Here is a 24,833-nt window from a genome sequence, read left to right on the forward strand (position 1 = left end):
CATGGCGAACGTCTCACGTGGTCCGTCTCGGAGCCGCGGCGCTCGGTGGTCGAAGCGAGGCGCCGTCGCGCTCGTGCTCGTCGCGGGTGTCGCCACCGCGATGGCCGCGTGCCTCCCGGGCGGCAACGCCGTGCCCGCGGGGGACGAGGCGGACGCCGGCGGGTTGTCGCTCGGCGACGGGTCGACGCTCGGCCCGCGCGCAGACGTCGACCTCGGGGATCCGTTCGCGCTCGATGGCCTCCTCCCGGCACACGGTCCCTTCTCCGGCAAGACGCGCGCGCTCGTGTCGGGGCGGGGCTTCTCGAGCGACATGCGCGTGTTCGTCGGCGGCGTCGAGGTACCGAGGGAAGCCGTGTTCGCGTCGAACGTGACACGCATCGCGATCGAGGTCCCCCCCGGCAAACCCGGCCCCGCGGAAGTACGCGTAAAGAATACGAAAACAGCCGAAGAGCGGGCCCTTCCGGCCGGCTTCACCTACGACGCCGTCGTGCTCCGCCCCGACTCCGGCGCCACGAGCGGTGGCACGCGCATCGAGGTCGAAGGCAGCGGCACGGCGTTCGTCGCAGCGACCACCGTCGCGATCGGCGGGCGCCCTTGCACGGACGTGTCGGTGAAGGACACGACCCACCTCGCGTGCACCACCCCCGAGCACTCGGCCGGCGCGAAGGACGTCGTCGTGACGACCGGGGTCGACCGCATCCAGGTGCGTGAAGCTTACACCTACAGCGACGCGGCCGACGGATACCGCGGCGGGCTCTCGGGAGGAGCGCTCGCGGGACGCATCAAGGTGCTCGCGTTCGATTCCTTCACCGGCAAACCGCTCGCGGGCGGGACGGTCGTCGTGGGGGGAGATCTCGCGACCGCGAAGATCGCCAAGGTCTCGCAGTCCGGCGCCGTGGAGCTCTCGGATCCCTCCTTCACGAGCAAGCTCACGGTCAGCGTCGCCGCGAAGTGCCACCAGCCCATGACGTTCGTCGACGTGCCCGTCGATACGGTCACGGTGTACCTCGACCCGGTCATGGACCTCTCGTGCGCCGAAGGGGACCCTCCCTCGATCGGCGGGGGCGGAGGGCGGTTCGGTGGCATCATCGAAGGGGAGCTCGTGTTCCCCGGCGGCGTCGAGTTCCGCCGCGCCGGGTGGTCGGGTGTCCCCGCGCCGAAGCGGCCCACGGAGCGCCAGGCCGCCTACGTCTTCTTTTCGCAGGCCTCTCCGGGAGAGCGCTTCGTCCTCCCCGAGGCGGTAACGGCGGTCACCCCCGACTCTCCGGGCAGCGCGGGCTACCTCTTCAACGTGGTCGGCGCGCCGGGCAACCACACGCTCTACGCCGTGGCAGGCCTCGAGGACCGCAGCGAGTCTCCCCCGCGGTTCGTGCCCTACGTGCTCGGCTTCGTGCGAGGCGTCGGGCTCGGCGCGAGGCAGAAGGTCGTCGGCGCCGACATTTTCATGAACGTCATCGCCGACGCACCGCTCGCCGTCAGCGCAACCACGCCACCCCCGGCGCCACGCTCGCCCGACCGGCTCGTCACGCAGGTCGCGCTCTCGCTCGGCACGGGCTTCGCGACCCTCCCCCTCGGGGAACGGACGACGCTGCTCCCGGTCACGGCACCCATCACGTACATCGGGCTCCCCTCCCTCGACGCCGCCGCCGCCACCGAGTCGTACGTGATCTCGGCGCGCGCCGTCAGCGGGCCTCGCGCAGAGCTCCCGCTGAGCGCGGTGTCGCGCGTGCGGACGAACGGCCAACAGATCGCCCTCGGAGGGTTTCTGCCCGTGCCCCAAATGGTGGCCCCCGCCGCCGGCGCATGGGACGGAAAACGCATAAAATTCAACATGATACCCGAGTCGACCACGGCCGACTTGGTCAAGGTCTCGGTTCTGTCGCGGGGCGGTCTCGTGGGCTGGACGATCGTCCTCCCGGGCAACGTCCGCGACGCCGCGATCCCCGACCTCTCCGCGCTCCCCGGGCCCGACATGCTCGGCCTCGTACGTGGCCCGATCGTGTCGACGGTCTCGGTCGCCCGGATCGAGGCGTTCGACTACGGGAGGCTCCGCTTCGGGCAGCTCGGCAGCGGGTCGTGGTCGGCGTCGGCGGTCGACAGCCTCGCCGGGGTGTTCTGAGTGGGGCGCGAGCCCACGCGACGGGCGCGCCCGTTCTCTCGAGCCGCCGCCATCGGGGTCGCCGTCGTGGTCGCCTCGGCGTGCCAGTTCGACCCTTCGTACCGGGACGTGCCCGACGCGCGCCCGGCGTGCACGGAGGGCGCGTTGGCCTGCCAGGGCAAGGTGCTCGAGCGCTGCACGGGGGCGGCGTTCGCCCCACTCGACGATTGCGGCGCACGAGCCCTCGTGTGCTCGAATCGGCTCGGTCGATGCGCGGCCTGCGAGCCGGGGACGACCCGCTGCGACGGGGCCACGGTGCTCACGTGCAACGTCGACGGCGCCGGTGAGGCCCGCGGCGAAACGTGCGACGCCTCCAAGAAGATCGCCTGCCGCGGCGGGGCGTGCGTGAACCTCTGCACGCTCGCCGAGACGAACCGCTCCAACGTCGGCTGCGAGTACTGGGCAGTCGATCTCGACAACGCCGTGACGAGCTCGGGCAGCGCCGCCGCGCAGCAGTTCGCGGTCGTCGTCTCCAATCCTCAGCCCGATCTCCCGGCGAAGATCGTCGTCGAGGAGGACCTGGCCAAGCCTGGCGAACCGGCGCGCACCCGCGTGGTCGCCGAGGCGGTCGTGTCGCCGCGGAACCTCGAGGTGCTCAAGCTCGGGCCGAAAGAGGTCGACGGCTCGGCCGAAGGCACGTTCGACACGGGTCCGGGCACGGCCCTCTCGCGCGGCGCGTACCGCGTCACGAGCGACGTGCCCATCGTGGCCTACCAGTTCAACCCTCTCGAGAACGCCAACGTGTTCTCGAACGACGCGTCGCAGCTCTTGCCCGTCCCGGCGCTCACGGGCTCGAGCCAGGGGGGCTACGTGATCGCCGGGTGGCCCCAGACCATCGCGAGGAGCGAGGATCCCGCGCAGAACTTCGGCACGGACCTCCGCGCGTTCCTCGCCATCGTGGGCACGAGGCCCGACACGCGGGTCACCGTGAGGACCACGGCGCGCATCGTGTCGGGTGGGCCTTCGTTCCTCCCGCAGGGCACGCCGAAGGGCGGAACGATCGAGGTCACGCTCCAGCCCTTCGAGGTCTTGAACCTCGAGACCGGAGACTTCAACGCCGACTTCACGGGCACCATCGTCACCGCCGACAAGCCCGTCGTCGCGTTCCCGGGGAGCGAGGCGTCCGACGCGCCGTTCTTCAGCACGCTGGCCGAGCGTCAGTGCTGCGCGGATCACCTCGAGGAGCAGGCCGTGCCCACCCGCGCGGTCGGCAAACGCTACGTGCTCGGCCGCGTGCCGAACCGCTCGCGCGCGGTCGCCGCGGCGGGGGGAGCCGTGGGGCCCTTCGACGAGCCCGAGTACTACCGCGTCGTGGCCGTGAACCCCGGGAAGACCACCGTAAGGACCTCCCTGCCCCCTCCTTTCGCCGAGGTCGTCCTCGACGGGGTCGGCGCGAACGTCACCATCGCGACCACGCGCGACGCCACCCTCGACGCGGACGCGCCGGTCGTCGTGGCGGACGTCCAGGTGAGCCAAGACGGCGCCGGCATTCCGCGGGGCCTCCCCGGCGGAGATCCGAGCCTCACGTTCCTTCCGCCCATCGAGCAGTGGCGCTCCGACTACGTCTTGCTCACGCCGGACAAGTACGCGTTCGACTTCCTCGTGATCTCGGCGCCGCGCGAGGCGCAGGTCTTCCTCGATGGCTCTCCTGTCAGCGCCGCCACGTGCGAGGTCGCCGGGACCGACGGCAAGAGCCGCGAGAGCTCGGCCTACCTCGTCTACCGCTGCCAGCTCTCGTTCCCCACGATCGACCCCGTGGCGCGTCCGCCGGACAACGTGAAGCCGGGTCGCCAGAACGACGGAGTCCACCGCGTCCAAGCCGACTACCCGGTCGGCGTGCTCGTGTACGGGTTCGATTCGTTCGTGAGCTACGCCTACGCCGGCGGGACCGACCTCTCCGAGATCAACGTCCGCTGAGATAAAGCACAAAGAACTTTATTCTTGTCTTCTCGCGGATGGAAGGGCTCTCCGTTGGGCGCACGCGCGCGTTTGCGACCGGCCGGCGCGCGGCGATTGCCGGCCGAAGGTGCGCTTGCTACCTCTCCGGCATGCGCCCTCTTCGCTTCGCCTCGCTCCTCGGCCTCTGGGCGCTCGCCTTCTGCCCTCGCGCCGCGCTCGCCGTTCCCCCCGCGAAGGCGACCCCGCAACCGAAGAAGCCCGAGGCCCCGACCCTCCCCGCCCCGAAGGTCACACTCGACGTGGAGATTCCCGCGCAGGGCACCCTCGCGACGATGCGCCTCAAGAACACCGGCGAGGCGCCGCTCCGGGTCGTGACCGACGTGAGGCTCCTCCGCATCACGGTGCCCGCGCCCAAGCCCGAAGGGCCGCTCCCGCGCGGCAAGAAGCCGCCGACGTCCGTCGAGTGCGCCATCCCTGCTCAGGATCGGCCGAAGGGCGACGGGGACGCCAAGCTGCTCGGGCCAGGAAAGACCTACGTCCAACGTTTCGACCTCCGCGCGCTCTGTTTCTCCGCCGAGGCGACCCGCGCGCTCGCGGCGGCGACGCGCATCTCCGCGGCCTATGGCTTCGAGGGCAAAGGTCTCGAGGCGCCCTTCGCCGTGGGGCCCCTCGACCCGACCGACGCCGAGCCCAAGCCCACGCTCGCGAACGCCAAGGAGGTCCGCATGGCCGAGCGAGACCTGGGCGCGCACACGTCGCTCGAGACATCGCCCGCCGCCCCGAGCACGAGCGCCCCTCCCGAGCCCCCACGCGCCGACGATACCCCGGCACCGGCGCCCCCGCGTCTCACGCTCGGCGCGACGCCGCGCATCGACACGAACGACGAGCTCTCCGCGGGCCTCACGGTCACCTTGAAGAACGAGTCGTCGCGCGGCGTCCCGCTCGCGTTCCGCACGACCGCGCTCGTCGTCGACGTGACCTCCCCCTCGGGCCAGAGGTCGACGTGCAGCGTGCCGGGCTTGACCTCGCTCGGCCGGGATCTCGTGCCGGTCGTCGGCGCCGGGCGCACGTCGAGCCTCTCGGTGGTGATCGGCCGCTTCTGCCCCGCGGGCACCTTCGACGAGCGCGGTGTCTACACGCTAAGCTCCCGAATCGACACACGAAAAACGACGGTCACGGCGCCGTACCCGGGGCTCTACTCCGGGGTCGTCGTGGCCTCGTCACCGACGCTCCTTCGCATGCGCGCGGGCTCGGCCCCGCCCGCCCAAGAGCTCCGCCCGCTCATCGAGTGAGCGCGCGCGCGTCGACCACACGGCGGGCGAACGCGGCGAGGCGGGCCTTGCGACCGACCAGCCGCAGCTTCTCGGCGCGCGACCGTCGCTTGAACCGAGCCTCGACCGCGAGCGCGTCGCCCTTCGCACCGCAGACGACGACACGAAGGAGCTCGAGGGGCCCGCGCCCACGCGTGTACTTTGCACCCTTCCCCTCCGCGTGGGCTCGGAACCGTGCGCGCGCGTCCTTGGCGATGCCCGCGTAGAGCGAGCCGTCCCCGCACCGGACGACGTAGAAGCTCCACGCATCCGGCGCAGGCTCCGGCGCCACCGCGGCACGGCTCACTTTCCCGTCCACACCGGCTTTCGCTTCTCGAGGAACGCCATCAGCCCCTCCCTCGCGTCGTCGGTCGAGAGGCACTCGGCGAGCTTGTCCCGCAGGAACGGGAGCGCGCGCTCGAGCTCCATCTCGTCTTGCGCCGCGAACGCCCGGAGCCCCAAGCGGAGCGTCGCCGGGCTCTTGCCGAGGAGCTTCTCCGTGATCTCGGCCACCGTCGCGTCGAGCTTGTCCTCGGCGACCACGCGGTTCACGAGGCCACGCGCGAGCGCATCGGTAGAGGACAGCTTCTCGCCGAAGAGCATCATCTCGAGGAGCAGACGACGCGGCACGTGTTTGGCCAAGACCGCCATGATCATCATGGGGAAGAGGCCGACGTCGACCTCCGGCGTTCCGAGGCTCGCCCCCTCGGCGGCGACCGCGAAGGTGGACGCGGCGACGAGCCCGAGCCCGCCGCCCATGGCGTGCCCGTTCACGCGCGCCACGATGGGCACCTCGGACCGCATCATGGCGAGCAAGAGATCGGAGTAGTCGCCCTTGTGGGGCAGCGCGCTCCCCTCGCCCGCCGTGATCGCGGCGAAATCGCCGCCGGCGCAGAACGCCTTGCCTTCGCCCGTGAGCACGACGACGCGCGTCTCAGGGTCGGCAGACGCGTCGCCGAGGGCCCAGAGGAGCTCGTTCGTCATCTGGGGACCGATCGCGTTCCGACGCTCCGGGTAGGCGAGCGCGATCGTGGTGACGCCGCCCGACGAGACGACCTTGATCTTCCCGTATGCGCGCTCGGGGAGGCTCATGCCTGCGCCGTCGGCTGGGGCTTCGGGGCCTCGGGCGTGGGCGCGTACTCGGCGAGCCGCAGGATCTTCTTCGCCTCGTCCACCGTCGCTACCTTGCGCCCGACGTCGCGGGCCATACGCGCCGCCACCTCGATGAGGTCACCGTTCGAGCGGGCCATCTCGCCGTTCGGTAGGTAGAGGTTGTCCTCGAGCCCCGCGCGGATGTTCCCGCCGAGCACGAGCGCCGAGCCGATCATGCGCCAGCCCGACTTGGAGATCCCGATGACCTCCCACTCGGAGCCCTTCGGCATGATCTTCGTCTGGAGCTGGAGGCTCTCGATCATGGGCGGGATGCCGCCGAGCACGTTCGTGATGAACGAGAACTGGAGCGGCTCCTTCAAGAGGCCCATGTCGAGCAGCGGCCAGATGCCCGCGGTGTGCCCCGCGTCGAAGCACTCGAGCTCGGGCTTCACCCCCGCCGCGTTCATGGCCTTCAGCAGCTTGATGATCTTCTCGTAGGTGTTGGGGAACACCATGTCGAAGACGAAGTTTTTCCGGTTCTCGGAGTACTTCGCGTAGTTCATCGTGCCCATGTTGAGGGCCCCGATGTGGGGCCGCGACTCGGTCAGGTACGTGCACTGCTCGGTCACGTCCTCGAGGATCGTCCCCGTCGAGAAATTCAACAAAATCGGGCACCTGGCCTCGATCTCCGCCTTGATCTCGGCGAACACCTTCGGGCTGAAGGTGGGCTGTCCCTCGTCGGTGCGGGCGTGGATGTGGACGACGCTCGCGCCCGCGTCGTACGCGCGCTTCGCCTCGTCGGCGATCTCGCTCGGCGTGTACGGGATGCCGGGGCACTGTTTGCGGTTCGCGAGCACGCCCGTCACGGCGCACGTGATGACGCAGAGATCGGGATCACGGACGAAGTCGGTCATGGTTTCGGGTCTCCTGCAGAGTCTTTCACGCGCTCCCCCGGGGCCTCACCACCGGCCCGGCGAACGAGCGTCTTCACGCGCTTCGATACCTTGAGCAAAATCCTGAGAAGCTCGCGCATCTCGTCCTTCGTGAGGCTCGAGAGGGCCGTCTGAAAAACCCGCATCGGCTCCACCGGGATGTCCTCGGCGAGCTGCGCGCCCTTGGGCGTCAGGCGGATGATGACGACGCGGCGGTCCTCTTTCGAGCGCTCGCGCACCACGAGGCCCTCGCGCTCCATGCGATCGATGATGCCCGTGACGGTGCTGTTTTGGGCGCGGATGCGCTCCGAGAGCTCCGAGAGCGAGAGGTCGCCGATCTGCTCGAGGATCTTCACCACCGTGAGCTGAGGGCCCGTGAGCTGCGCCCTCCGCGCGAGCTCCTTCGTGATCCTCCGGCCCTCCGTGTAGAGGTAGATAATCGTCTCGATGATCTGCTTGACGTCGTCTTTGACGCTCGGCTCGAGCTCTGACACCACGCACGCTCCTCGGGGTTTTCACGAGCCGGGCCCCCGGGCCGCCGCGATCGGCGAGCTCGGGGGTTGTGGGACAATTCCTTCGTGTGCGAAACTTTTACTCACGAACGGCTTGGCGTCAACCACGCCGGTCGGGGGCGAGTCCGTTAGGCTCGACCCCAAGGGGAGCTCGTCTCGGGCATCGCAGACCGCCCACGCCCTCCCCGCCGGCGTCCCCAAACCACCTCGGCCCTCGCCGCGCGCGAGGCCACTCCCCTCGGGAGAGCGATGACGACCCTCTTCACGAAACGCCTCGAGCTCCGCCCGATCACCGTCGACCTCGTCGAGGCGGTGCTGTCCGAGCGACGCGACGACGTGCGCCGCATCGTGGGCGCCGAGCTCCCCCGGCCTGGCCTGGGCGGGCGTTGGTCGAGCGGGCGTTCAGCGCGTCGATCGAGGCCATTCGCAGGGATCCCGAGCATCGGCTCTGGGGCGATCGGCTCGTCCTCACGCGCGCGGAGCACGGGCCCCCGAGGCTCGTCGGGAGCGTCGTATTCCACGGATCCCCGCGGGACGGCGGGGTCATCGAGATCGGCTACGGCGTGGAAGAGTCGTCGCAAGGCATGGGCTACGCTACGGAAGCGACGACGTGCCAGGTGGAGTGGGCGCTCGCCCAGCCCGAGGTGCGCCGCATCGAGGCGACGACCCCGCCGTGGCACTCGGCCTCGGTGCGTGTGCTCGAGAAGGCCGGGTTCACGAACGTCGGGCTCGACGACCACCCGTTCCTCGGCGAGGTGCTCCGCTTCGCGCGCGACCGCGCGTGACCCACGAAGCTCGGCCGTCGGCTTTGCGTTCTCGCGAAACCGAGCTATCTCGGGTCTCGTGAGAACGAAAGGCGCCCTCTTCACCGCCGGCACCGTCGCCGCGATCGCCCTCGGCACGGTAGGTCTCTCGAGCCGCGAGGCCGAGGCCGGCGACGCCGCCAAAGCCGCGAGCTCCGCCGCGCCCAAGCCGCGCCCCGTGCTCGCCCCCGACCCTCCCGCCGAAGAGAGCCCGAAGGCCCTCCCGCCCGTCTCGATCTCCGTCGACGGGGCGCTCGTGCGGTGCCGCGAACAAGCCGCGCAGCCGTTCCTCGTCCGCGGCAACTGGTTCAAGAAGGGCACCGACTCGAACAAGGCCCTCGCCGAGGCGATCCGCTACCGCACGGAAAAGTACGGATATTTCCCGGGCTACGGCAGCCCGCGCGACAACACCCACCCGCCGCGCTTCTACGCCGAGCCCGTGAAGTTCATGGGCATGACGGTCACGGTGAACCAGAAGGTGGGCCTCGCGCTCCGCTGCGTCGAGGCCGCCCTCAACGCGACCCCCGCGAAGGACGAGTACCACCCGCACTCGATCGGGGGCATCCGCTTCGCGAACACCTACCGCGGGAGCGAGATCTCGAACCACGTCTACGGCATCGCCATCGACATCGAGCCCGACCGCAACACGTGCTGCGGCTGCGTCCCCCCGTGGACCGAGCACCCGCTCTGCCAGCGTCGCGTCTCGAGCATCTACGAGCGCATGGCCATGCCCAAGAGCTGGGTCGCCATCTTCGAGCGCTTCGGCTTCTACTGGCTCGGACACGACGTGCTCCAAGACACGATGCACTTCGAGTTCCTCGGCGATCCCGAGAAGATCCTCGACCGCCAGGCCCCCGCCTCCCCCTCGCCCGAGGCGCCGAAGCCGAGCACCAGTTCACCCGACGGTGGCCCCCCACAGGGCGACGCAGGCTCGAAATAGCTCATAATTTCAAACACTTACACAGCGCCTGCGCCCGACGCACGTAGGCCGCGGGTCGCTTCGTCTTGGTCGAAAAACTGGTCCGAGGGTCGCGCTCCCCTTACGTTCGATCCGTGACACGCGAGGAAGTATGGCAAGCCGCGCTCTCGGACCTGCGCTCCCGCTTCGGGGCCTTGCTCGACGTGCGCGACGTGCGCCGCGTGCGGAGGGTGGCCGGCGAGGGGTGGCTCGTGTCGGTCGTGATGCCGACCTCGAAGGGCGACGTGCACGTGGCCGACCTCCGTATGGACGAAGAGGGTACGCCGAGCCCGCTGCTGTCGGCCGACCACCTGGTCGCCGCCGTCGAGCGTCACCTCCTGCCCAAGACGAAGGGCGTCGTGATCGACGAGCTCGCGGACTTCGGCACCGAGCAAGACGACGCGGGCCCCATGTCGTTCGGCCTCGGCACGCTGAGCGAGGAGGTGCCGGTCTCGAGCCGCGTCCGCGCCGCCATCACCCGCGGTGACGCGGCGTCGCTCGCCGAGGCGCGGGAGCTCCTCCCGAGGCTCCTCGCCGACCACTCGCAGCGCGGCAAGGTGCTCTTCACGATGGCCGAGGTCGAGCAGAAGCTCGGCGAGAAAGACCTCGCTGGGGGCTACCTCGAGGCCGCCTCGCGCGAGTTCGCGGACCGCTTCGATCTCGACGCCCTCGAGAAGGCCGCCGCCATGGCGCTCGAGCTCTACGGCCGCGACGGCTACGGCAGCTCCAAGGTGCACGCGCTGCTCGAGCAGAGCCGCGCGCGCCTTCGCCCCATCGCGTCCGTGTACGACTCACGCACCTTCGCTGGCCTCGCCCCCGAGCTCCGCCAAGAGCTCGAGCAGCACATGACCACGCGCACGCTCGCCCCCGGCGAGACGCTCGTCACCGAGGGAGAGCCCTCGCGTTTCGTCTTCGTCGTGAAGAGCGGCCTCCTCGGCGTGTGGCTCGAGCGACCCGAGGGCGGCTCGTGGCTCGTGCGGTGCTGCTTTCCCGGGTGGCTCCTCGGCGAGTCGTCCGTCCTCGGCGACGGGGACGCGCGCTGCACGGCCACCCTCAAGGCCGAGCGCGTCGCCGAGGTCCTCGTGTGCCCGGCCGAGATCGTGAGGAAGCTCGCGGAGGCCGATCCTTCGCTCGCGCAGCGCCTCGCCGAGACGAAAGAGCTCCACCGGATCGACTCGTTCTTCTCGATGCACGAGACCATGAGCCAGCTCGACGTGCGCGTGCGCGACGAGATCCTCTCGTGCCTCCAGCGCCTCGAGACGTTCGTCGACGACACCGTGGTGCTGCCCGCGAACGCCGTGCCCACGGTCGCGTGCCTCGTCGCGCGGGGCAGCCTCACGCTCGTGTCGGAGAGCGGGGAGCCGCTCGGCGCCGTCGAGGCCGACGGGTTCTACGGCGTACGCGACACCATCCACGCCATCGCGCCGAGCGTGTCGGCCGTCGCCAAGGCCGGCTCCACCGTGGCCTTCTTCGAGGGCACGCGCCTCCAGAAGCTGTGCGAGCGCAGCCCCGAGCACGTGGTGGCGGTGCTCGAGCGGCTCGGCTGACCACGAGGCTCGGGTGCCCGAACGAGGCGCGACGGGACGCTTGCACGACGCGCGAGCGAGGCGTAAAGCCCCTAACCCTTCGCGATGACCACGCCCGAGTTCTCCGTATCCGTCTCTTCCCTCGATGCCGGCGGCAAGTCGTACACCTTCCCGGTGCGACCCGCGTGGCTGCTCGGCGCCCTCGAAGGGTGCGACGCCTCCCCCACCGAGAAGGAGGGTCGCATCGAGGTCCGCCTGTCGATGAGCGGCCGTGACGTCGTGGCCCACGGGCGCCTCGAGGCCGAAATCCAGGTCCCCTGTGCGCGCTGCACCGCCCCCTCGAAGGTCTCGATTTCACAAGACTTTTCGGTCCTTTTTGTACCGACCGAGAGCGTGACCGTACGGGGCGACGACGAAGAGGTCGTGGCGAGCGAGGACCCCGACTCCATGCCCTACGACGGAGACACGGTCGTCCTCGACGATTTCGTCCGCGACGAGATCTTGCTCGAAACTCCGATGTTCCCCTTGTGTTCCGAAGCGTGCGAGGGTATGAGCCCACCTCCCGGTTCGGGCGCGGAGGCTTCCGCCTCGACCAACGTTGATCCCCGTCTTCTTCCGCTACTGCGTTGGAAGACCCCCGAAAAGTCCTGAAGAGACCCGACAAGGAGCACCGCCGTGGCCGTTCCCAAGAGGCGAACCAGCCGATCCAAGCGCAACATGCGCCGCGCCAACCACGACAAAGTGGTTCCCGTGCAGCTCGGCGCCTGCGCCAACTGCGGGGAGCCCTCGGTGCCGCACCGCGCGTGTGGCGCCTGCGGTTTCTACGCAGGTCGTCAGGTCAAGAAGACCGACAAAGCGAGCTGACGCCTGTCTCGTCGGCGGCCTCGTCCGACCGGCCTCGTCCGTGCCCATAAGCGCGCTCGAGGGGAGACGAGGCCAAGACGGACAGAAACCACCTCGGGCGAGCCCACGAAGCTCGCCCGCGGTTTTTTTTGGCTCCCGAATTGATTTATTAGTTAATTAACTCGCGCGCTCGTTGCAGGGAGACTCCCATGATTCCGCCAGCCTCACGCATTCTCGGAACGGGCCACTTCTTGCCGCCGACCATCCGGACGAACCACGACCTCGAGAAGATGGTCGAGACGTCGAACGAATGGATCATGGAGCGGACGGGCATTCGCGAGCGCCGCATCGCCGACCCGGGCATGGTGACGAGCGACATGGCGGCCGAGGCCGCGAAGAGCGCCATCGCGGCGGCTGGCCTCACGGCCAAAGACATCGACATGATCATCGTCGGCACCGTGACGCCCGACATGCCCATGCCCGCCACGGCGGTGTTCGTGCAGCAAAAGATCGGCGCCGGGCACTGCCCCGCGTTCGACATCTCCGCGGCGTGCGCGGGCTTCCTCTTCGGGCTCACGCTGGCCGACGGGCTCCTCCGCACGGGCACCGTGAAGCACGTCCTGGTCATCGGGGTCGAGCTCCTCTCGCGTGTCATCGACTGGGAGGACCGCACGACGTGCGTGCTCTTCGGCGACGGCGCCGGCGCGGTCGTCATGGGCCCGGCCGACGGGAAGCTCGCCGCCAACGGCAAGCCTCGCGGGGTCCTCGCGACGCGCATCCACACCGACGGCGAGATGGCTCCGTCCCTCTGGATCCCGGGCGGCGGGAGCCGCAACCCGCCCTCGGCCGACGTGCTCGCCACCAAGATGCACAAGGTCCACATGCGCGGCCAAGACATCTTCAAGGTCGCCATCAAAAACCTGTACTCTGCAAGCAAAGCCGCGGTCGATCAGGCCGGGATGACCCCGGACGAGGTCGACTGGGTGTGCCCCCACCAGGCGAACCTCCGCATCATCGACCAGGCGACCACGCGGCTCGGAGTGCCCAAGGAGAAGATCTTGGTGAACCTCGAGCGCGTCGGGAACACGTCGAGCGCGAGCATCCCGATCTTGCTCGACGAGAGCCTCCGTTCCGGCAAGGTCAAGGAAGGCGACACGGTGGTCATGTGCGCCCTCGGGGCCGGGGTGTCCTGGGGCGGCGCCGTCGTTCGCGTGTGACGGCGACGCGCCATTTCCGCAGGGCTCCCCTCCCCGATTTTCCGAGGTTCTCGGCCCCCCGTTTTCGGGTATCCTGACCGGGATGAACATCGTTCGTATCGGCGCCGTGGCGGTCGGCCTCGTCGCGGTCGGCGCCGGCCTCGTGACCTCGCTCGCCGCCTGCCCGTTCCCCACCGCGGGTGTCTTCGACGCCTACATGTCGATCGACGGGCAGCGCCGGCAGAGCGAGTTCTACACGGACATGCGCAACATCGTGTGCACGGCCGACATCCGCGGCTCCGACCGCAGGCCACTCACGACCGAGGTGCTCATCCGCCAAGAGCAGGTCCTCGACTTCAAGACGCAGACCGCGCAGAACGTGAACGCCGTGCTCGTCTACGCCGACTTCTCCGGCCCCGGAGAGAAGGTCCTCGAGCTGAAGCCCGCAGGGCGCGACGCCGGCACGGGCCAGGCCGAGGGCAGCAACGAGGCGAAGCCCTTCCCCGCCGGGCGGTTCCGCTGCGAGATCTACGTCGAAGGCGAGCTCAAAGAGACCCTGCCCTTCAACGTGCTCTTCGCGCCCTGCCCGCCACGCTTCATCGAAGACGGGGCGACGTGTGGCGGCTACTACGAGGCGAACCGCCAGTGCCCGCGCGGCGGCCTCGGCATTCCGAACGCGAACCTCCCCCCGACCAACGCCGGGACGTGCAGCTGCTCCGGCGAGGCCGGCGCGAAATGGGTGTGCCGATGAACGTGTCAGCCAAGCGTGTGGCGGGTCTCGTAGCGCTCGTGGCGGTCGCCGCGATGGGCACGGCGTGTGTCTTCGACTCCGGGGGCGACTACAAGAGCGGCGGGCGAAACTCCCCCGTAAAAAAAGAAGACAACGACACCCCCACGCCGACGCCGACACCGACACCCACCCCAACGCCGACACCCACCCCGACGCCGACGCCGTCCACGCCTCCGGTAGACGCCGCCACGGGCTGAGACGCGGCGACTACGCTCGCTACCGTCGGGGCGCGGCGAGAGCGCGGCGGCACGTGGCGATTGCTCCCGGCTTGCGCATCTCCTAGGTTGCGCCGCGGCGGGCAAGGAGCCCGCGAGGAGGCGCGCGTCACGTGAAGGTTGCATGGCTCTTCCCCGGTCAAGGGGCGCAAAGCGTGGGCATGGGGCACAAGCTCTTCTCCGCGTCGACGGCCGCGCGGGCGGCGTTCGAGCGGGCCGACGCGGCGCTCGGTGAGCCCCTGTCGAAGCTCGTCTTCGAGGGCCCCGAGGCCGAGCTCACGCGCACGGCAAACGCCCAGCCTGCGATCGTCACGACGAGCATCGCCGTGCTCGAGGCCGTGAAAGAGCGCTACCCGCAGCTCCCCGCGCCGTCGTTCGCGGCGGGCCACTCGCTCGGGGAGTACTCGGCGCTCGTCGCGTCCGGGGCACTCGCGTTCGAGGACGCGGTGCGCCTCGTGCGTGCCCGAGGGCGCGCGATGCAGGAGGCCGTCCGTGAGGGCGAGGGCGCCATGGCCGCGATCATGGGCCTCGAGGGCCCGGCGCTCGAGGCCATCTGCGTCGAGGCCGCGAAGGCCACGGGCGAGGTCGTCTCGTGCGCGAACTTCAACGCGCCCGGGCAGATCGTCATCGCCGGCGCACAGAAGGCCGTCGCGGCCGCGCAAGAGCTCGCCTCCGCGCAGAAGGGCAAAGCGATCCCGCTGAAGGTGAGCGCGCCCTTTCACTGCGCCCTGATGGCGCCCGCGGCCCGCGCGGTCGAGGCCGAGCTCGCGGGGATCCGAATCGGAGATCTCGCCTTCCCCGTCGTCGCCAACGTCGACGCCGAGCCCAACGTCGATCCGTCGCGCGTGAAGGGCCTCCTCGTGCGCCAGGTCGACGGCGCGGTGCGCTGGGAGCAGGCCATCCTCCGGATGCGCGACGAGGGGGTCACGCACGCCCTCGAGCTCGGGCCGGGCAAGGTCCTCGCCGGGCTCGTGAAGCGCATCGCCAAGGACATCAAGGTCCTCTCCGTGGGCGACCCCGAGTCGCTCGACGCCGTGGGCGCGTTCCTCGGCTGAATATCTTCTAACCCAAGGAAAAGAATCATGTTTCGACTCGACGGCAAGGTTGCGATCGTCACGGGTGGGTCGCGCGGCATCGGGCGCGCGTGCGCGGAGGCCCTCGCGGCCCAGGGCGCGCTCGTCGTGGTGAACTACGTGAAGGGCGAAGCCGCTGCGAAGGAGGTCGCCGAGGGGATCGTCGCGAAGGGCGGCAAGGCCGAGATCGCGGCGTTCGACGTGGGCGACATGGCGGCCACCGAGAAGGCCATCGAGGAGATCGCGAAGAAGCACGGTCGCCTCGACATCGTGATCGCCAACGCCGGCATCGCGATCGACGGCCTCCTGCTCCGCCTCAAAGAAGAGGACATCGACCGGCAGCTCGCCATCAACGTGAAGGGCGCGCTCGCGTGCGCGAAGGCGTCGACGAAGGTCATGATGCGCGCCAAGACGGGCCGCATCGTCTTCATCTCGAGCGTCATCGGCGAGATGGGGAACGTCGGTCAGACGGCCTACGCCGCCACGAAGGCGGCCCTCCTCGGCATCACCAAGTCGGTCGCGCGCGAGTTCGCCTCGCGTCAGATCACCGTGAACGCCGTGACGCCGGGCTTCATCGAGACGGACATGACCCACGGCATGCAGGACGGCATGAAGGAGCAAATCCTGAAGGCCATCCCGCTCGGCCGCATCGGCGCCGCGAAGGACATCGCCGCCGCGTGCGTCTACCTCGCGAGCGACGAGGCCGCGTACGTGACCGGCCAGGTGCTCCGCGTGAACGGCGGAATGTACGTCTGACGAAAGCCTCCCCGAGGATGGCGAGGGGCCCGAGGCGCACGCCGCCCGGGCCCTTTTCTTTCGCGCCTGCGCGGCGGAGAGCGCTCGTTCCCCTGCATAATCCGCTGCGCGACGCGTGTCGGGGCGGCTACGCGGGGTCGCGTTTGTCCGAACGAGCGCGCGTGACGCGGCCCGACGATCCGCGTAGCGGAGGTGACGGCACGTCTCGAAGAAAAACGAGGCTTCCCAGCGCGCCAATTTGAGGTAGAACGCGCCTCGTCCCCGGTCGGGGACATACGTGCAAGCGCGCCCTCGAAACTGCGAGGGGCCTTTCCCAACTAGAGATCGTCACCCCGAGGGCACGAAATGGCTCAGGACATTCCCAGCGAAGTCAAGCGCATCATCAAAGAGCAGCTCGACGTCGACGACAAGGACATCAAGCCCGAATCGACGTTCATCGAAGATCTCGGCGCGGATTCGCTCGGCCTCGTGGAGCTCGTGCTCGCGTTCGAGGAAGCCTTCGAGATCGACATCCCGGACGAGCACACGGAGAAGATCCGCACCGTCCAGGACGCGATCGACTACATCGAGACCCACACCAAGAAGTGACGCCGGCGCGCGGGGTGCGCGAAGAGGGCACCTCCTCGGCGGTGCCCCGGGGTGCCCCACGCGACGGACGGCGAAGCCCGAGGGCGCACGATCGGAGTCGTATCCGCGTGCGTCCTTCGTCCATTTCGCGCCCCTGCTCCCGGCAGGGGCACCGAACCTTCCTGCCTTCCCTATGCCCTTTTGCGCCCGCCCCAACCGTCGGAGCCTTCTATGAGCAACCACCGCGTCGTCATCACTGGCCTCGGCCTCGTCACCCCCGTCGGCATCGGCACGGAGGCCTCGTGGAGAGCGCTCCTCGACGGCGAGAGCGGAGCGGGACCCATCACCCAGTTCGACACCGAGAAGTTCCGCGTGAAGATCGCCGCCGAGGTGAAGGGCTGGGATCCGGTGGCAGCCGGCTTCATCGAGAAGAAGAAGCTGAAGGAGATGGACCGGTTCATCGAGTTCGCGCTCGGCGCCGCCAAGCTCGCCCTCGACGACGCGAGCCTCGACCTCACCGAGGAAGAGCACGACCGGGCCGGTTGCTTCGTCGGCGTGGGCCTCGGCGGCCTGCAAACCCTCGAAAAGGCTAAACAAACCGTCCTCGAAAAGGGGCCGGGGCGCATCAGCCCGTACAGCATCCCCGGCATCATCGCGAACCTCGCCGCGGGCCACATCACCATGCAACACGGCCTCCGCGGCCCGAGCATGGCGACGACGAGCGCCTGCTCGAGCGGCGCGCACGCGATCGGCGAGGCCACGGAGTGGATCCGCCGCGGCCGCGCCCCCGTGATGGTCGTGGGCGGCGCCGAGGCCACCGTGACGCCGGTCGGCATCGGCGGCTTCGAGGCCATGTTCGCCCTCTCGCGACGCAACGACGATCCCATGGGCGCGAGCCGCCCGTTCGACAAGGACCGCGACGGCTTCCTCTGCGGCGAAGGCGCGGGCATCCTCGTCCTCGAGAACCTCGAGCGCGCCAAGAAGCGCGGCGCCAAGATCTACGGCGAGGTCGCGGGCTACGGGGCCACGAGCGACGCCCACCACCTCACGGCCATCGCCCCGGGCGGCGCCGGCGCCGTGCGCTCCATGCGCATGGCCCTCGAGGACGCGGGCGTCGCCCCGACCGACGTCGACTACGTGAACGCCCACGGCACCTCGACGCCGATCGGCGACGTGGCCGAGTCGCAGGCGATCTCGACGGCCTTCGGCGCGCACGCGACCGACAAGCACCTCTGGGTGAGCTCCACGAAATCGATGATCGGCCACCTCCTCGGCGCCGCCGGGGCGGTCGAGAGCGCCATCTGCGCGCTCGCCATCGCGACCGGCCGGGTGCCCCCGACCATCAACCTCGCGAACCAGGATCCCGAGTGCAAGCTCGACTACGTGGCCAACACGGCCCGTGAGCGGCGCATTCGTCACGCGCTCAACAACTCCTTCGGCTTCGGCGGGACGAACTGCTCGCTGCTCCTTTCCCGGTACGAGGGCTGAGCCATGACCGACAAAAAACTCTCCGAGACCCTCGCGCTCGGCGCCGACCACGGCGGGTTCCGCCTGAAGAACCTCATCAAGGGCGAGCTCGTCGCGCGCGGGTACACCGTCGTCGACCTCGGGACGAACGACGAAGCCTCGGTCGACTACCCGGACTACGGCCACGAAGCCGCGAAGGGCATCGTCGCCGGCACGTTCTCGCGCGCGATCCTCGTGTGCGGCACGGGCGTCGGCATGGCGATCGCCGCGAACCGCCACCCGGGCGTGCGCGCGGTCAACTGCTCCGACACCTTCACGGCGCGCATGAGCCGCTCCCACAACGCGTCGAACGTGCTCGCCCTCGGCGAGCGCGTGGTGGGCCCGAGCCTCGCGATGGACATCGTCGACGCCTGGCTCGGCTCCGAGCCGTCTACCGACCCACGCCACGTGCGCCGTGTCGCCAAGCTCGAGCCGTCGTGAACGACGATGTAGTCCCGTGTGGTTCCTCGCCGCACGATGCGAAATTCTCGCGTTCGTGATACGTCGACGGGACCGCCGTGATGCACCGTAGCGTGGCCGCGAAGGCCGAGGACCCCTCGTCGTGAAGTGCCCATTCTGCGCGAACGCCGAGAGCAAAGTGACGGACACACGCGCCTCGGCCCAGGGAGACGTGATCCGTCGTCGGCGCGAGTGCGAAGCCTGCGCGCGCAGGTTCACGACCTACGAGCGCGTCGAGGACGTGATCCCGCTCGTGGTCAAGAAGGACGGCCGCCGCGAGGCCTTCGATCGTCAGAAGCTGCTCGGCGGCCTTCGGCGCGCGTGCGAGAAGCGCCCGGTGCCGCTCGAGAGCCTCGAGGCCATGGTCGACGGGGTCGAGCGCGAGCTCGTCGACTCGGGTGAAAAAGAGGTCCCTTCGCGCGTGCTCGGCGAAGCGGTCATGCGACGGCTGCGCGCCGCAGACACGATCGCCTACGTCCGATTCGCAAGTGTTTACAGAGAGTTCCGCGACATCGACGAGTTCCGCGCGGAGCTCGAGACGCTCGCGTCGGACACACGCGCGGCCGCAGTCGTTTCGGCGCGCACCGCCCAACCGGAGGGCTCACGGTGACGGAGACATCGGACGCACAGTGGATGGGGCTCGCGCTCGCCGAGGGGCGCTCGGGCCGGCCTTCGCCGAACCCCCACGTCGGTTGTGTGATCGTGAAAGACGGCAAGCTCGTCGCCAAAGCGCACCACGCGCGCGCCGGAGAGGCACACGCCGAGGTCGCCGCGCTCGCCCTGGCCGGCGAGGGCGCGCGCGGCGCCACGGCCTACGTGACGCTCGAGCCGTGCAACCACCACGGAAAGACGCCCCCCTGCACCGAGGCCCTCGTACGCGCCGGTGTCGCGCGGGTCGTGTACGGCGCCCTCGATCCGAACCCTCACGTCCGAGGTGGCGGCCTCGAAGCGCTGCGAAAGGCGGGCATTCGCGTCGATGGCCCCGTGCTCGAGGACGCGGCGCGCGCCCTCGTCGCTCCCTTTCGCAAGCACGTCACGACGGGCCTTCCGTACGTCTCTCTCAAGCTCGCGCTCACCCTCGACGGGCGCATCGCGACCCGGAGCGGGGCCAGCAAGTGGGTCACGGGGCCCGAGGCCCGCGCGAAGGTCCACGCGCTCCGCTCGGCCAACGACGCCGTCGCGGTGGGGATCGGCACCGCCGTCGCCGACGACCCCCGCCTCACCGTCCGAGACAGCTCCGGCTCGAGCCCGGTGCGCGTCGTCTTCGACACGAACCTGCGGCTCCCGCTCGACGGCCAGCTCGTCGCCTCCGCGCGCGAGATCCCGCTCGTTTTGCTCTGCTCGCACGAAGCCTCCCCCAAGGCCGAGGCTCTCCTCGTCGCCGAAGGTGCGGTCGTCCTGCGCGCGCCGGAGTCGACCGAGGGGCGCCTCGACGTCGAGGCCTGCCTGCGCCTCCTCGGGGAGCGCGGCGTCGTCACCCTCATGGTCGAAGGCGGCGCCGAGCTCGCCGGGAGCTTCCTCGCGGGCCGCCTCGCCGACGAGCTCCACGCGTTCGTCGCGCCGTCCCTCTTCGGCCCACGAGGGCGCCCCGGCGCGGTCGATTGGAAGGGCCCCGAGACCCCCATCGAAGCTCCTCGCATCACGAGCCCCGTCTGGGAGTGCTGCGGCGACGACGCCTACGTGCACGGGGTCATCGCGTTCGCCGAAGAGACCTGAGCCGGAGCCTCGTGAGCGAGCGTGCCCTCCCTGTCGGGGTTGCCTTTGCCGCGCGCCTCGCGGTATGGCAAAAACCGGGTGGCGCGGCGGCAAACGATCGAGCGCCTCCCCTCGAAAGACCCATGATTCTCACCATTTTGCACTATCCCGACGAGCGCCTTCGCGAGCCCGGCAAGAAGATCGAGACGATCACCCCCGAGATTCGTGCGCTCATCGACGACATGGCCGAGACCATGTACGCGGCGCCCGGAGTCGGGCTCGCGGCCACGCAGGTCGGCGAGGCGCTGCAGCTCTTTCTGGTCGACACCGCCAGCGAGGACGAGGCGAGCGACCTCCGGGTCTTCATCAACCCGGAGATCGTCGAGAAAGACGGCGAGACCACGTTCGAGGAGGGGTGCCTCAGCTTCCCCGGAGCCCAAGAGGGCATCCAGCGGGCCGAGCGCATCAAGGTGCGCGCGCTCGACCGGGACGGGAAACCGTTCGAGATCGAGGCCGAGGGCCTCCTCGCCATCGCGATCCAGCACGAGTACGATCACCTCCAAGGGGTGCTCATGATCGACCGTCTCGGGCCGCTCAAGAAGCGCCTCCTCCACCGCAAGATGCTGAAGCGCGCCGAGCGCTGAGCGCGCGTCCGCCGCGAGCGCCGTAGGCGGGAGGACCACCTCGATCCGTCGTCAGCCTCCGCTCCGACCGCGCCGCGTGACCGTCAGTCGATGCAGGACTCCCACACGTTGGGGTTCGGCGCCGCCATCGCGCAGCGGTACTCCTTCTTCGTGATCTCGGCCTCGCACTGCGAAAATACCTTCTGGTACGAGGGCTCGGCCTTGCGGACGGCGCGCTTCATGTCGCGCGCGACCTTCTTCTGATCGGGGGGGAGCTTGTCGAGCTCGGGCTCCTCGGCCATCACCATGTCGAGGTATTTGTCGAGCATCTGCTCGCACTCTTGTTTGCTCGCGCGCCCTCCGCACCCGAGCGCCGAGACGAGCGCGACGAACGCGACGAGCGTCGTGACGACGGAGCTGCCGAAGGTCCTACGCACCATGGCTGCGATCCATAGCAAACCTGGCGGAGGCGGACGACCCTCCCCGTCGGCGGTCACGCGAAGCGCGACTCGCGGTCCCGGAGATCGCGAAAGAGACCATCGGCGAGGGGGCGCCCCGGAGACAGCGGACCGGCACCTTCTTCGACGAAGACCCTCACCGCGTCGATGACCTCCGGCGAACGCAGGACTCTCCTGTGGCCGAGGCCCGTCGTCGCGAGCAGGCGGGCCCCGTCGAACGCACGCGACAGGCGCTCGCCGCTCGCGAAGGGCACGTCCCGGTCGTCCCGATCGTGCACGACCATCGTCGGCGACGAGACCCGCGCCGCGAGCGTCCGGAGCTCGAGCTCCTCGAGGCGGAGGGCGAACCTGTCCTCGACCGCGTGGGGCAAAGCCGCACGAACGTTCGATGGCAAATCGAGGGCCTCGGCGAACGTGTCGAACGCCGCGCCGAGGTGGGTCGGCGCCGCGATCGCCACCTGCCGCGTCGCGAGACCAGGGCGCCTCGCTTGCGCGAGCAAGAGCCCGACGGCGCCCATCGAGTGCGCGACCGCGGCGTGGAGGGAGCCCACGGCGTCGCGCACGGTGAGGATCGCGTCCGCCACCTCGGGGATGGACGACCGCGCGCCGGGCCCGTCTCCGTGACCGGGCGCATCGAACGTCACCACGCGAAATCCAGCCTCGACGAGCGGCTCCACGAACGCGCCGAGCTGCGAGCCCCTCCCCTCCCAGCCGTGCACGAGCAACACCTGCGGCCCCTCCCCCCACGACCACACCGGCATCGCGCGGCCGTGCCACGGAACCGTGCGCACGTCCGCGTGGGCGAGGAGCCTCGACTCCCACGCCGGGCGCGGGAACCTGCGAGGGCGCAGGAAGAGCTCGAGCGCCACCCGGGTACCGAGCGGCGTCGCCGCGCGCGAGGCGACACGGATCCCCGCGCGGAGCAACCGGAGGCCCCAGGTTTTCGTACGAACGTTCGTGCTATTTTTCGGGCGCAACGAGGGCGTCATGGGGGCGATCCTTTCGGCGATGGGGCGTGGGCGTGCGTGACGAGCCGCTCGAACGCGAGGCGCGTGCGGGCCTCCGTCCTCGGGTCGACGAAGAGGCGGGAGAGCGCGTGATGGCCGTAACCCAGGGCGATCTCGTGGGCGACCTGATAGGGATCGACGTCGCTCAGGAAGTGGCCCTCGGCGATGGAGACCTTGGTGGCGGTGGCGAGCGCCTCGAGCCAGTCCCGTTGAGAGGCGACCAAGCGATCCCTGGCGGGGCCGGGCTTGTCGTCGAGCTCGGCCGCGGCGGCGAAGAAGATGCAGCCGCCAGGCATGAAATCGGCCTTCCCCCACGCGAGCCAGCGATCGAAGAGGGCCCGGAGCCGTGGCTCGCCGCGCGGCTTCTTGAGCGCGGGGGCGACGACGAGATCCGTGAAGCGCGAGACCGCCTCTTCGAGGACGAGGACCTCGAGGTTCTCGCGGGACGCGACGTGCGCGAAGAGGCCGCTCTTCGACATCCCCACGCGCTCGGCCAGCGCGCCGAGCGAGATCGCGCCGAGCCCCACCTCGCTCGCGAGCGCGAGCGCTTCTCGGAGGATCTCACGGTGCGTCGAGTCGCCCTTGGCGGAGGCCATACCGTCGATTTAGCACGAGTGTGCGATTCGTCAACTCCGGTCGGCCTCGCATTATTCGAGTAGTATGGCCGCATGTCGTTTCGTTCGGTGTTCTTCGGTACACCCGCGTTCGCGGTGCCGTGCCTCGAGGCCCTCTCCGAGATCTCCGAGGTTCAAGGGGTGGTCTGCCAGCCCGACAAACCTCAGGGGCGCGGGCACGTGCTCGCGGCGCCTCCCGTGAAGGAGCGCGCGCTCGCTCTGGGGCTCGAGGTGTACCAGCCGACGAAGGTGAGGAACGGCGAGCTTCGGGCGTGGCTCGCCGAGCGCGACGTCGACGTGGCGCTGGTCGTGGCGTACGGCAGAATCCTGCCCGGTGACGTGCTGCGCACCCCGAAGAAGGGCTGCGTGAACGTGCACGCGTCCTTGCTCCCGAAGTACCGCGGGGCGGCCCCGATCACGTGGGCGGTCGTGAACGGCGAGGCCGAGACGGGCATCACGCTGATGAACATGGACGAGGGCATGGACACGGGCGACATGCTCGAAAAGCTCGTCACGCCCATCGGCCCCGACGAGACCGCGGGAGAGCTCTCGGAGCGTCTCTCGGCCCTCGGGGCGCTCGCCGTGCGCAAGGGCCTCCCGAAGGTCGTCGCGGGCGGCTACGTGCCCGAGCCGCAGGACCACGCGCGCGCCAGCGCCGCGCCCCTCCTCACGAAGCGCGACGGCCTCGTCGACTTCACGAAGCCCGCGCTCGCGGTCCACAACCACGTTCGTGGCATGGCCCCTTGGCCCGGCGCGTTCACCTACGCCGACGGCAAGGTCGTCAAGGTGCTCGAGACGCGCATGAGCGACGCACGCAAAGCCGGGGCTCTTCCGGGCGAGGTCATCGTGGCCGACAAGTCGGGCGTCCTCGTCGCGTGCGGCGAAGGCACCATCGAGCTCTTGCGGGTTCAGCTCGAAGGGAAAAAACCGGTACGTGGCGCCGAGTGGCAGAGCGGCCGCGGCGTGCGCGAGGGCACCCGGCTCGGCGAGCCCGCCTGACGGCGCTCGTCACTCGCCGGGCTTACGCTCGCGGCGGACCTCTTCGAGCAGCGCGTCGATGCGGTCGCGTGCCTCTTGGCCCTCGTCGTACGTGAAACGGAGCTCCGGGACGACCCGCAGCTTCAGCTTCGCGCCGAGCTCTTTGCGGAGGAGCCCTGCGGCTTTGGAGAGGCCCGTCTTCGCGGCCTCGATGCGATCGCCGTCGCCACCCTCGAGGAGGCGAAAATACACACGCGCGCTCCGGAGGTCGTCCGTGAGGGCGACCCGCGAGACGAGCACACCGGAGAGGCGTGGATCACGCACACGCGTGGTCAAGAGGAGCGACAGCTCCTCGCGGATACCCTCGGCCACACGCGACGCACGCTTCACTTCACCGGCCATGCGCGCTCCTTAGCACTTCCCTGCCCCGGGCCCACGCCGAACGTTCATCGCCCGAGCGGGTCGTCCTCGTAGAGGTCGTCCCCGAACGGCACGAGCTCGGTCGCGCGGCCGACGAGCTGGGCCACTTCGTCGAGCTCGGCGAACCGCGCGACCTCGCCGAGCACGCGCTCGCACACGTCGTGATCGGCCGACACCACCGCGACGCCGAGCACCACGCGTTGGTGGAGGTCTTGGGCGTCGACCTCGGCGACCGACACCTCGAAGCGCGCGCGGATGCGCTCACGGAGCTTTCGCACGACGCTCCTCTTTTCTTTGAGAGACCGCGCGTGCGGCACGTGGAACGTGAGCCGCGAGACACCGACGTGCATGCGCTCACCTTACCAGCCCCACGCATCCCTTCGTCGCGCGGCCCGCACCACCGGTCAAGACTCCCGTATCCTATCGAAAAGACCGAACAAAAT

General features: G+C 69.7%; 28 protein-coding genes and 1 pseudogene. 20 read left to right on the forward strand and 9 right to left on the reverse strand.

Annotated elements, in window-relative coordinates; genetic code table 11:
• Nucleotide 1 precedes the first annotated feature (1 nt).
• The 3 genes from IPK71_24515 to IPK71_24525 all read left to right on the forward strand — a co-directional run bounded on the left by IPK71_24515 (nucleotide 2) and on the right by IPK71_24525 (nucleotide 5,349).
• Complete coding sequence (locus tag IPK71_24515) at nucleotides 2-2,119, forward strand: IPT/TIG domain-containing protein (protein ID MBK8216902.1); 2,118 nt, start codon at nucleotides 2-4, stop codon at nucleotides 2,117-2,119.
• A complete protein-coding gene (locus IPK71_24520) occupies nucleotides 2,120-4,075 on the forward strand; it encodes an IgGFc-binding protein (protein MBK8216903.1) in 1,956 nt (651 codons plus the stop codon).
• A 131-nt stretch (nucleotides 4,076-4,206) separates the two neighbouring features.
• Nucleotides 4,207-5,349, forward strand: coding sequence for a hypothetical protein (locus tag IPK71_24525; GenBank protein ID MBK8216904.1), 1,143 nt, complete (start codon nucleotides 4,207-4,209; stop codon nucleotides 5,347-5,349).
• On the opposite strand, the gene IPK71_24530 is transcribed toward IPK71_24525, so the two are convergent.
• From IPK71_24530 to IPK71_24545, 4 genes are read right to left on the reverse strand one after another with little or no spacing between them, the layout of a single operon-like run.
• A complete protein-coding gene (locus IPK71_24530) occupies nucleotides 5,339-5,659 on the reverse strand; it encodes a GIY-YIG nuclease family protein (GenBank protein MBK8216905.1) in 321 nt (106 codons plus the stop codon). The two genes, IPK71_24525 and IPK71_24530, sit on opposite strands and share 11 nt — an antisense overlap.
• Nucleotides 5,660-5,670: 11 nt before the next feature.
• Nucleotides 5,671-6,459, reverse strand: coding sequence for an enoyl-CoA hydratase/isomerase family protein (locus tag IPK71_24535; protein MBK8216906.1), 789 nt, complete (start codon nucleotides 6,457-6,459; stop codon nucleotides 5,671-5,673).
• Nucleotides 6,456-7,373, reverse strand: coding sequence for a 3-keto-5-aminohexanoate cleavage protein (locus IPK71_24540; GenBank protein ID MBK8216907.1), 918 nt, complete (start codon nucleotides 7,371-7,373; stop codon nucleotides 6,456-6,458). The genes IPK71_24535 and IPK71_24540 overlap by 4 nt, the downstream gene beginning before the upstream one ends.
• Complete coding sequence (locus tag IPK71_24545) at nucleotides 7,370-7,888, reverse strand: MarR family transcriptional regulator (protein ID MBK8216908.1); 519 nt, start codon at nucleotides 7,886-7,888, stop codon at nucleotides 7,370-7,372. The genes IPK71_24540 and IPK71_24545 overlap by 4 nt, the downstream gene beginning before the upstream one ends.
• 264 nt (nucleotides 7,889-8,152) lie before the next feature.
• Here IPK71_24545 and IPK71_24550 point away from each other — a divergent pair.
• From IPK71_24550 to def, 16 genes and pseudogenes are all read left to right on the forward strand, one after another.
• A pseudogene (locus IPK71_24550) lies at nucleotides 8,153-8,688 on the forward strand (GNAT family N-acetyltransferase).
• A 58-nt stretch (nucleotides 8,689-8,746) separates the two neighbouring features.
• Entirely contained in the window at nucleotides 8,747-9,646 is a 900-nt protein-coding gene (locus IPK71_24555; protein MBK8216909.1) for a M15 family metallopeptidase, read from the forward strand.
• Nucleotides 9,647-9,759: 113 nt separating this feature from the next.
• Nucleotides 9,760-11,211: a Crp/Fnr family transcriptional regulator gene (locus IPK71_24560; protein ID MBK8216910.1), complete on the forward strand. Its 1,452-nt coding sequence runs from the start codon at nucleotides 9,760-9,762 to the stop codon at nucleotides 11,209-11,211.
• Nucleotides 11,212-11,295: 84 nt separating this feature from the next.
• Nucleotides 11,296-11,841 (forward strand): DUF177 domain-containing protein, encoded by a 546-nt coding sequence (locus tag IPK71_24565; protein ID MBK8216911.1) that lies wholly within the window; start codon nucleotides 11,296-11,298, stop codon nucleotides 11,839-11,841.
• A 24-nt stretch (nucleotides 11,842-11,865) separates the two neighbouring features.
• Nucleotides 11,866-12,054 (forward strand): 50S ribosomal protein L32, encoded by a 189-nt coding sequence (gene rpmF, locus IPK71_24570; protein MBK8216912.1) that lies wholly within the window; start codon nucleotides 11,866-11,868, stop codon nucleotides 12,052-12,054.
• A gap of 188 nt (nucleotides 12,055-12,242) precedes the next feature.
• Nucleotides 12,243-13,250 carry a ketoacyl-ACP synthase III gene (locus IPK71_24575; protein ID MBK8216913.1) on the forward strand — a complete coding sequence of 336 codons (1,008 nt, stop codon included), beginning with the start codon at nucleotides 12,243-12,245 and terminating at the stop codon, nucleotides 13,248-13,250.
• Between the two features lie 82 nt (nucleotides 13,251-13,332).
• Nucleotides 13,333-13,980, forward strand: a complete 648-nt coding sequence (locus IPK71_24580) for a hypothetical protein (GenBank protein MBK8216914.1) — start codon at nucleotides 13,333-13,335, stop codon at nucleotides 13,978-13,980.
• Entirely contained in the window at nucleotides 13,977-14,216 is a 240-nt protein-coding gene (locus IPK71_24585) for a hypothetical protein (protein MBK8216915.1), read from the forward strand. The genes IPK71_24580 and IPK71_24585 overlap by 4 nt, the downstream gene beginning before the upstream one ends.
• 131 nt (nucleotides 14,217-14,347) lie before the next feature.
• On the forward strand, nucleotides 14,348-15,289 hold the full coding sequence (fabD, locus tag IPK71_24590; protein ID MBK8216916.1) for an ACP S-malonyltransferase: 942 nt from the start codon (nucleotides 14,348-14,350) through the stop codon (nucleotides 15,287-15,289).
• Nucleotides 15,290-15,316: 27 nt separating this feature from the next.
• Nucleotides 15,317-16,063 (forward strand): 3-oxoacyl-ACP reductase FabG, encoded by a 747-nt coding sequence (locus tag IPK71_24595; GenBank protein MBK8216917.1) that lies wholly within the window; start codon nucleotides 15,317-15,319, stop codon nucleotides 16,061-16,063.
• A gap of 345 nt (nucleotides 16,064-16,408) precedes the next feature.
• Nucleotides 16,409-16,651: an acyl carrier protein gene (acpP, locus tag IPK71_24600; GenBank protein MBK8216918.1), complete on the forward strand. Its 243-nt coding sequence runs from the start codon at nucleotides 16,409-16,411 to the stop codon at nucleotides 16,649-16,651.
• 210 nt (nucleotides 16,652-16,861) lie between these two features.
• A complete protein-coding gene (fabF, locus tag IPK71_24605; GenBank protein MBK8216919.1) occupies nucleotides 16,862-18,118 on the forward strand; it encodes a beta-ketoacyl-ACP synthase II in 1,257 nt (418 codons plus the stop codon).
• Nucleotides 18,119-18,121: 3 nt separating this feature from the next.
• Entirely contained in the window at nucleotides 18,122-18,577 is a 456-nt protein-coding gene (gene rpiB / locus IPK71_24610) for a ribose 5-phosphate isomerase B (protein ID MBK8216920.1), read from the forward strand.
• Between the two features lie 121 nt (nucleotides 18,578-18,698).
• The gene (gene nrdR / locus IPK71_24615) at nucleotides 18,699-19,205 is read left to right on the forward strand and encodes a transcriptional repressor NrdR (protein ID MBK8216921.1); all 507 of its coding nucleotides are present in this window, start codon (nucleotides 18,699-18,701) and stop codon (nucleotides 19,203-19,205) included.
• 23 nt (nucleotides 19,206-19,228) lie between these two features.
• Entirely contained in the window at nucleotides 19,229-20,311 is a 1,083-nt protein-coding gene (gene ribD / locus IPK71_24620; protein ID MBK8216922.1) for a bifunctional diaminohydroxyphosphoribosylaminopyrimidine deaminase/5-amino-6-(5-phosphoribosylamino)uracil reductase RibD, read from the forward strand.
• Between the two features lie 122 nt (nucleotides 20,312-20,433).
• Nucleotides 20,434-20,934 (forward strand): peptide deformylase, encoded by a 501-nt coding sequence (gene def, locus IPK71_24625; protein MBK8216923.1) that lies wholly within the window; start codon nucleotides 20,434-20,436, stop codon nucleotides 20,932-20,934.
• An 83-nt stretch (nucleotides 20,935-21,017) separates the two neighbouring features.
• On the opposite strand, the gene IPK71_24630 is transcribed toward def, so the two are convergent.
• Genes IPK71_24630 through IPK71_24640 form a run of 3 tightly spaced genes read right to left on the reverse strand, consistent with a single transcriptional unit; the run spans nucleotide 21,018 to nucleotide 22,974 of the window.
• On the reverse strand, nucleotides 21,018-21,353 hold the full coding sequence (locus IPK71_24630) for a hypothetical protein (GenBank protein MBK8216924.1): 336 nt from the start codon (nucleotides 21,351-21,353) through the stop codon (nucleotides 21,018-21,020).
• 53 nt (nucleotides 21,354-21,406) lie between these two features.
• On the reverse strand, nucleotides 21,407-22,360 hold the full coding sequence (locus IPK71_24635; GenBank protein MBK8216925.1) for an alpha/beta fold hydrolase: 954 nt from the start codon (nucleotides 22,358-22,360) through the stop codon (nucleotides 21,407-21,409).
• Nucleotides 22,357-22,974 carry a TetR/AcrR family transcriptional regulator gene (locus IPK71_24640; protein MBK8216926.1) on the reverse strand — a complete coding sequence of 206 codons (618 nt, stop codon included), beginning with the start codon at nucleotides 22,972-22,974 and terminating at the stop codon, nucleotides 22,357-22,359. The genes IPK71_24635 and IPK71_24640 overlap by 4 nt, the downstream gene beginning before the upstream one ends.
• A gap of 72 nt (nucleotides 22,975-23,046) precedes the next feature.
• Between IPK71_24640 and IPK71_24645 the strand changes: the two genes are divergently transcribed.
• Nucleotides 23,047-23,991: a methionyl-tRNA formyltransferase gene (locus IPK71_24645; GenBank protein ID MBK8216927.1), complete on the forward strand. Its 945-nt coding sequence runs from the start codon at nucleotides 23,047-23,049 to the stop codon at nucleotides 23,989-23,991.
• A 9-nt stretch (nucleotides 23,992-24,000) separates the two neighbouring features.
• Here the strand turns inward: IPK71_24645 and rbfA are convergent, their stop codons facing one another.
• Nucleotides 24,001-24,372 carry a 30S ribosome-binding factor RbfA gene (rbfA, locus tag IPK71_24650; protein ID MBK8216928.1) on the reverse strand — a complete coding sequence of 124 codons (372 nt, stop codon included), beginning with the start codon at nucleotides 24,370-24,372 and terminating at the stop codon, nucleotides 24,001-24,003.
• 44 nt (nucleotides 24,373-24,416) lie between these two features.
• A complete protein-coding gene (locus tag IPK71_24655; GenBank protein MBK8216929.1) occupies nucleotides 24,417-24,740 on the reverse strand; it encodes a DUF503 domain-containing protein in 324 nt (107 codons plus the stop codon).
• Nucleotides 24,741-24,833 lie beyond the last annotated feature (93 nt).

This window comes from Myxococcales bacterium, from assembly GCA_016712525.1.
Classification (GTDB): domain Bacteria; phylum Myxococcota_A; class Polyangia; order Polyangiales; family Polyangiaceae; genus JAAFHV01.

Coding starts and splice junctions, on each gene's coding strand:
- IPK71_24535 (MBK8216906.1), bottom strand. CDS start 6,459: ATGAGCCTCCCCGAGCGCGCATACGGGAAGATCAAGGTCGTCTCGTCG.
- acpP (MBK8216918.1), top strand. CDS start 16,409: ATGGCTCAGGACATTCCCAGCGAAGTCAAGCGCATCATCAAAGAGCAG.
- IPK71_24525 (MBK8216904.1), top strand. CDS start 4,207: ATGCGCCCTCTTCGCTTCGCCTCGCTCCTCGGCCTCTGGGCGCTCGCC.
- IPK71_24565 (MBK8216911.1), top strand. CDS start 11,296: ATGACCACGCCCGAGTTCTCCGTATCCGTCTCTTCCCTCGATGCCGGC.
- fabF (MBK8216919.1), top strand. CDS start 16,862: ATGAGCAACCACCGCGTCGTCATCACTGGCCTCGGCCTCGTCACCCCC.
- rbfA (MBK8216928.1), bottom strand. CDS start 24,372: ATGGCCGGTGAAGTGAAGCGTGCGTCGCGTGTGGCCGAGGGTATCCGC.
- ribD (MBK8216922.1), top strand. CDS start 19,229: ATGGGGCTCGCGCTCGCCGAGGGGCGCTCGGGCCGGCCTTCGCCGAAC.
- IPK71_24630 (MBK8216924.1), bottom strand. CDS start 21,353: ATGGTGCGTAGGACCTTCGGCAGCTCCGTCGTCACGACGCTCGTCGCG.
- IPK71_24580 (MBK8216914.1), top strand. CDS start 13,333: ATGAACATCGTTCGTATCGGCGCCGTGGCGGTCGGCCTCGTCGCGGTC.
- IPK71_24645 (MBK8216927.1), top strand. CDS start 23,047: ATGTCGTTTCGTTCGGTGTTCTTCGGTACACCCGCGTTCGCGGTGCCG.
- def (MBK8216923.1), top strand. CDS start 20,434: ATGATTCTCACCATTTTGCACTATCCCGACGAGCGCCTTCGCGAGCCC.
- IPK71_24575 (MBK8216913.1), top strand. CDS start 12,243: ATGATTCCGCCAGCCTCACGCATTCTCGGAACGGGCCACTTCTTGCCG.
- IPK71_24515 (MBK8216902.1), top strand. CDS start 2: ATGGCGAACGTCTCACGTGGTCCGTCTCGGAGCCGCGGCGCTCGGTGG.
- IPK71_24595 (MBK8216917.1), top strand. CDS start 15,317: ATGTTTCGACTCGACGGCAAGGTTGCGATCGTCACGGGTGGGTCGCGC.
- rpiB (MBK8216920.1), top strand. CDS start 18,122: ATGACCGACAAAAAACTCTCCGAGACCCTCGCGCTCGGCGCCGACCAC.
- IPK71_24640 (MBK8216926.1), bottom strand. CDS start 22,974: ATGGCCTCCGCCAAGGGCGACTCGACGCACCGTGAGATCCTCCGAGAA.
- IPK71_24635 (MBK8216925.1), bottom strand. CDS start 22,360: ATGACGCCCTCGTTGCGCCCGAAAAATAGCACGAACGTTCGTACGAAA.
- IPK71_24655 (MBK8216929.1), bottom strand. CDS start 24,740: ATGCACGTCGGTGTCTCGCGGCTCACGTTCCACGTGCCGCACGCGCGG.
- IPK71_24540 (MBK8216907.1), bottom strand. CDS start 7,373: ATGACCGACTTCGTCCGTGATCCCGATCTCTGCGTCATCACGTGCGCC.
- IPK71_24585 (MBK8216915.1), top strand. CDS start 13,977: ATGAACGTGTCAGCCAAGCGTGTGGCGGGTCTCGTAGCGCTCGTGGCG.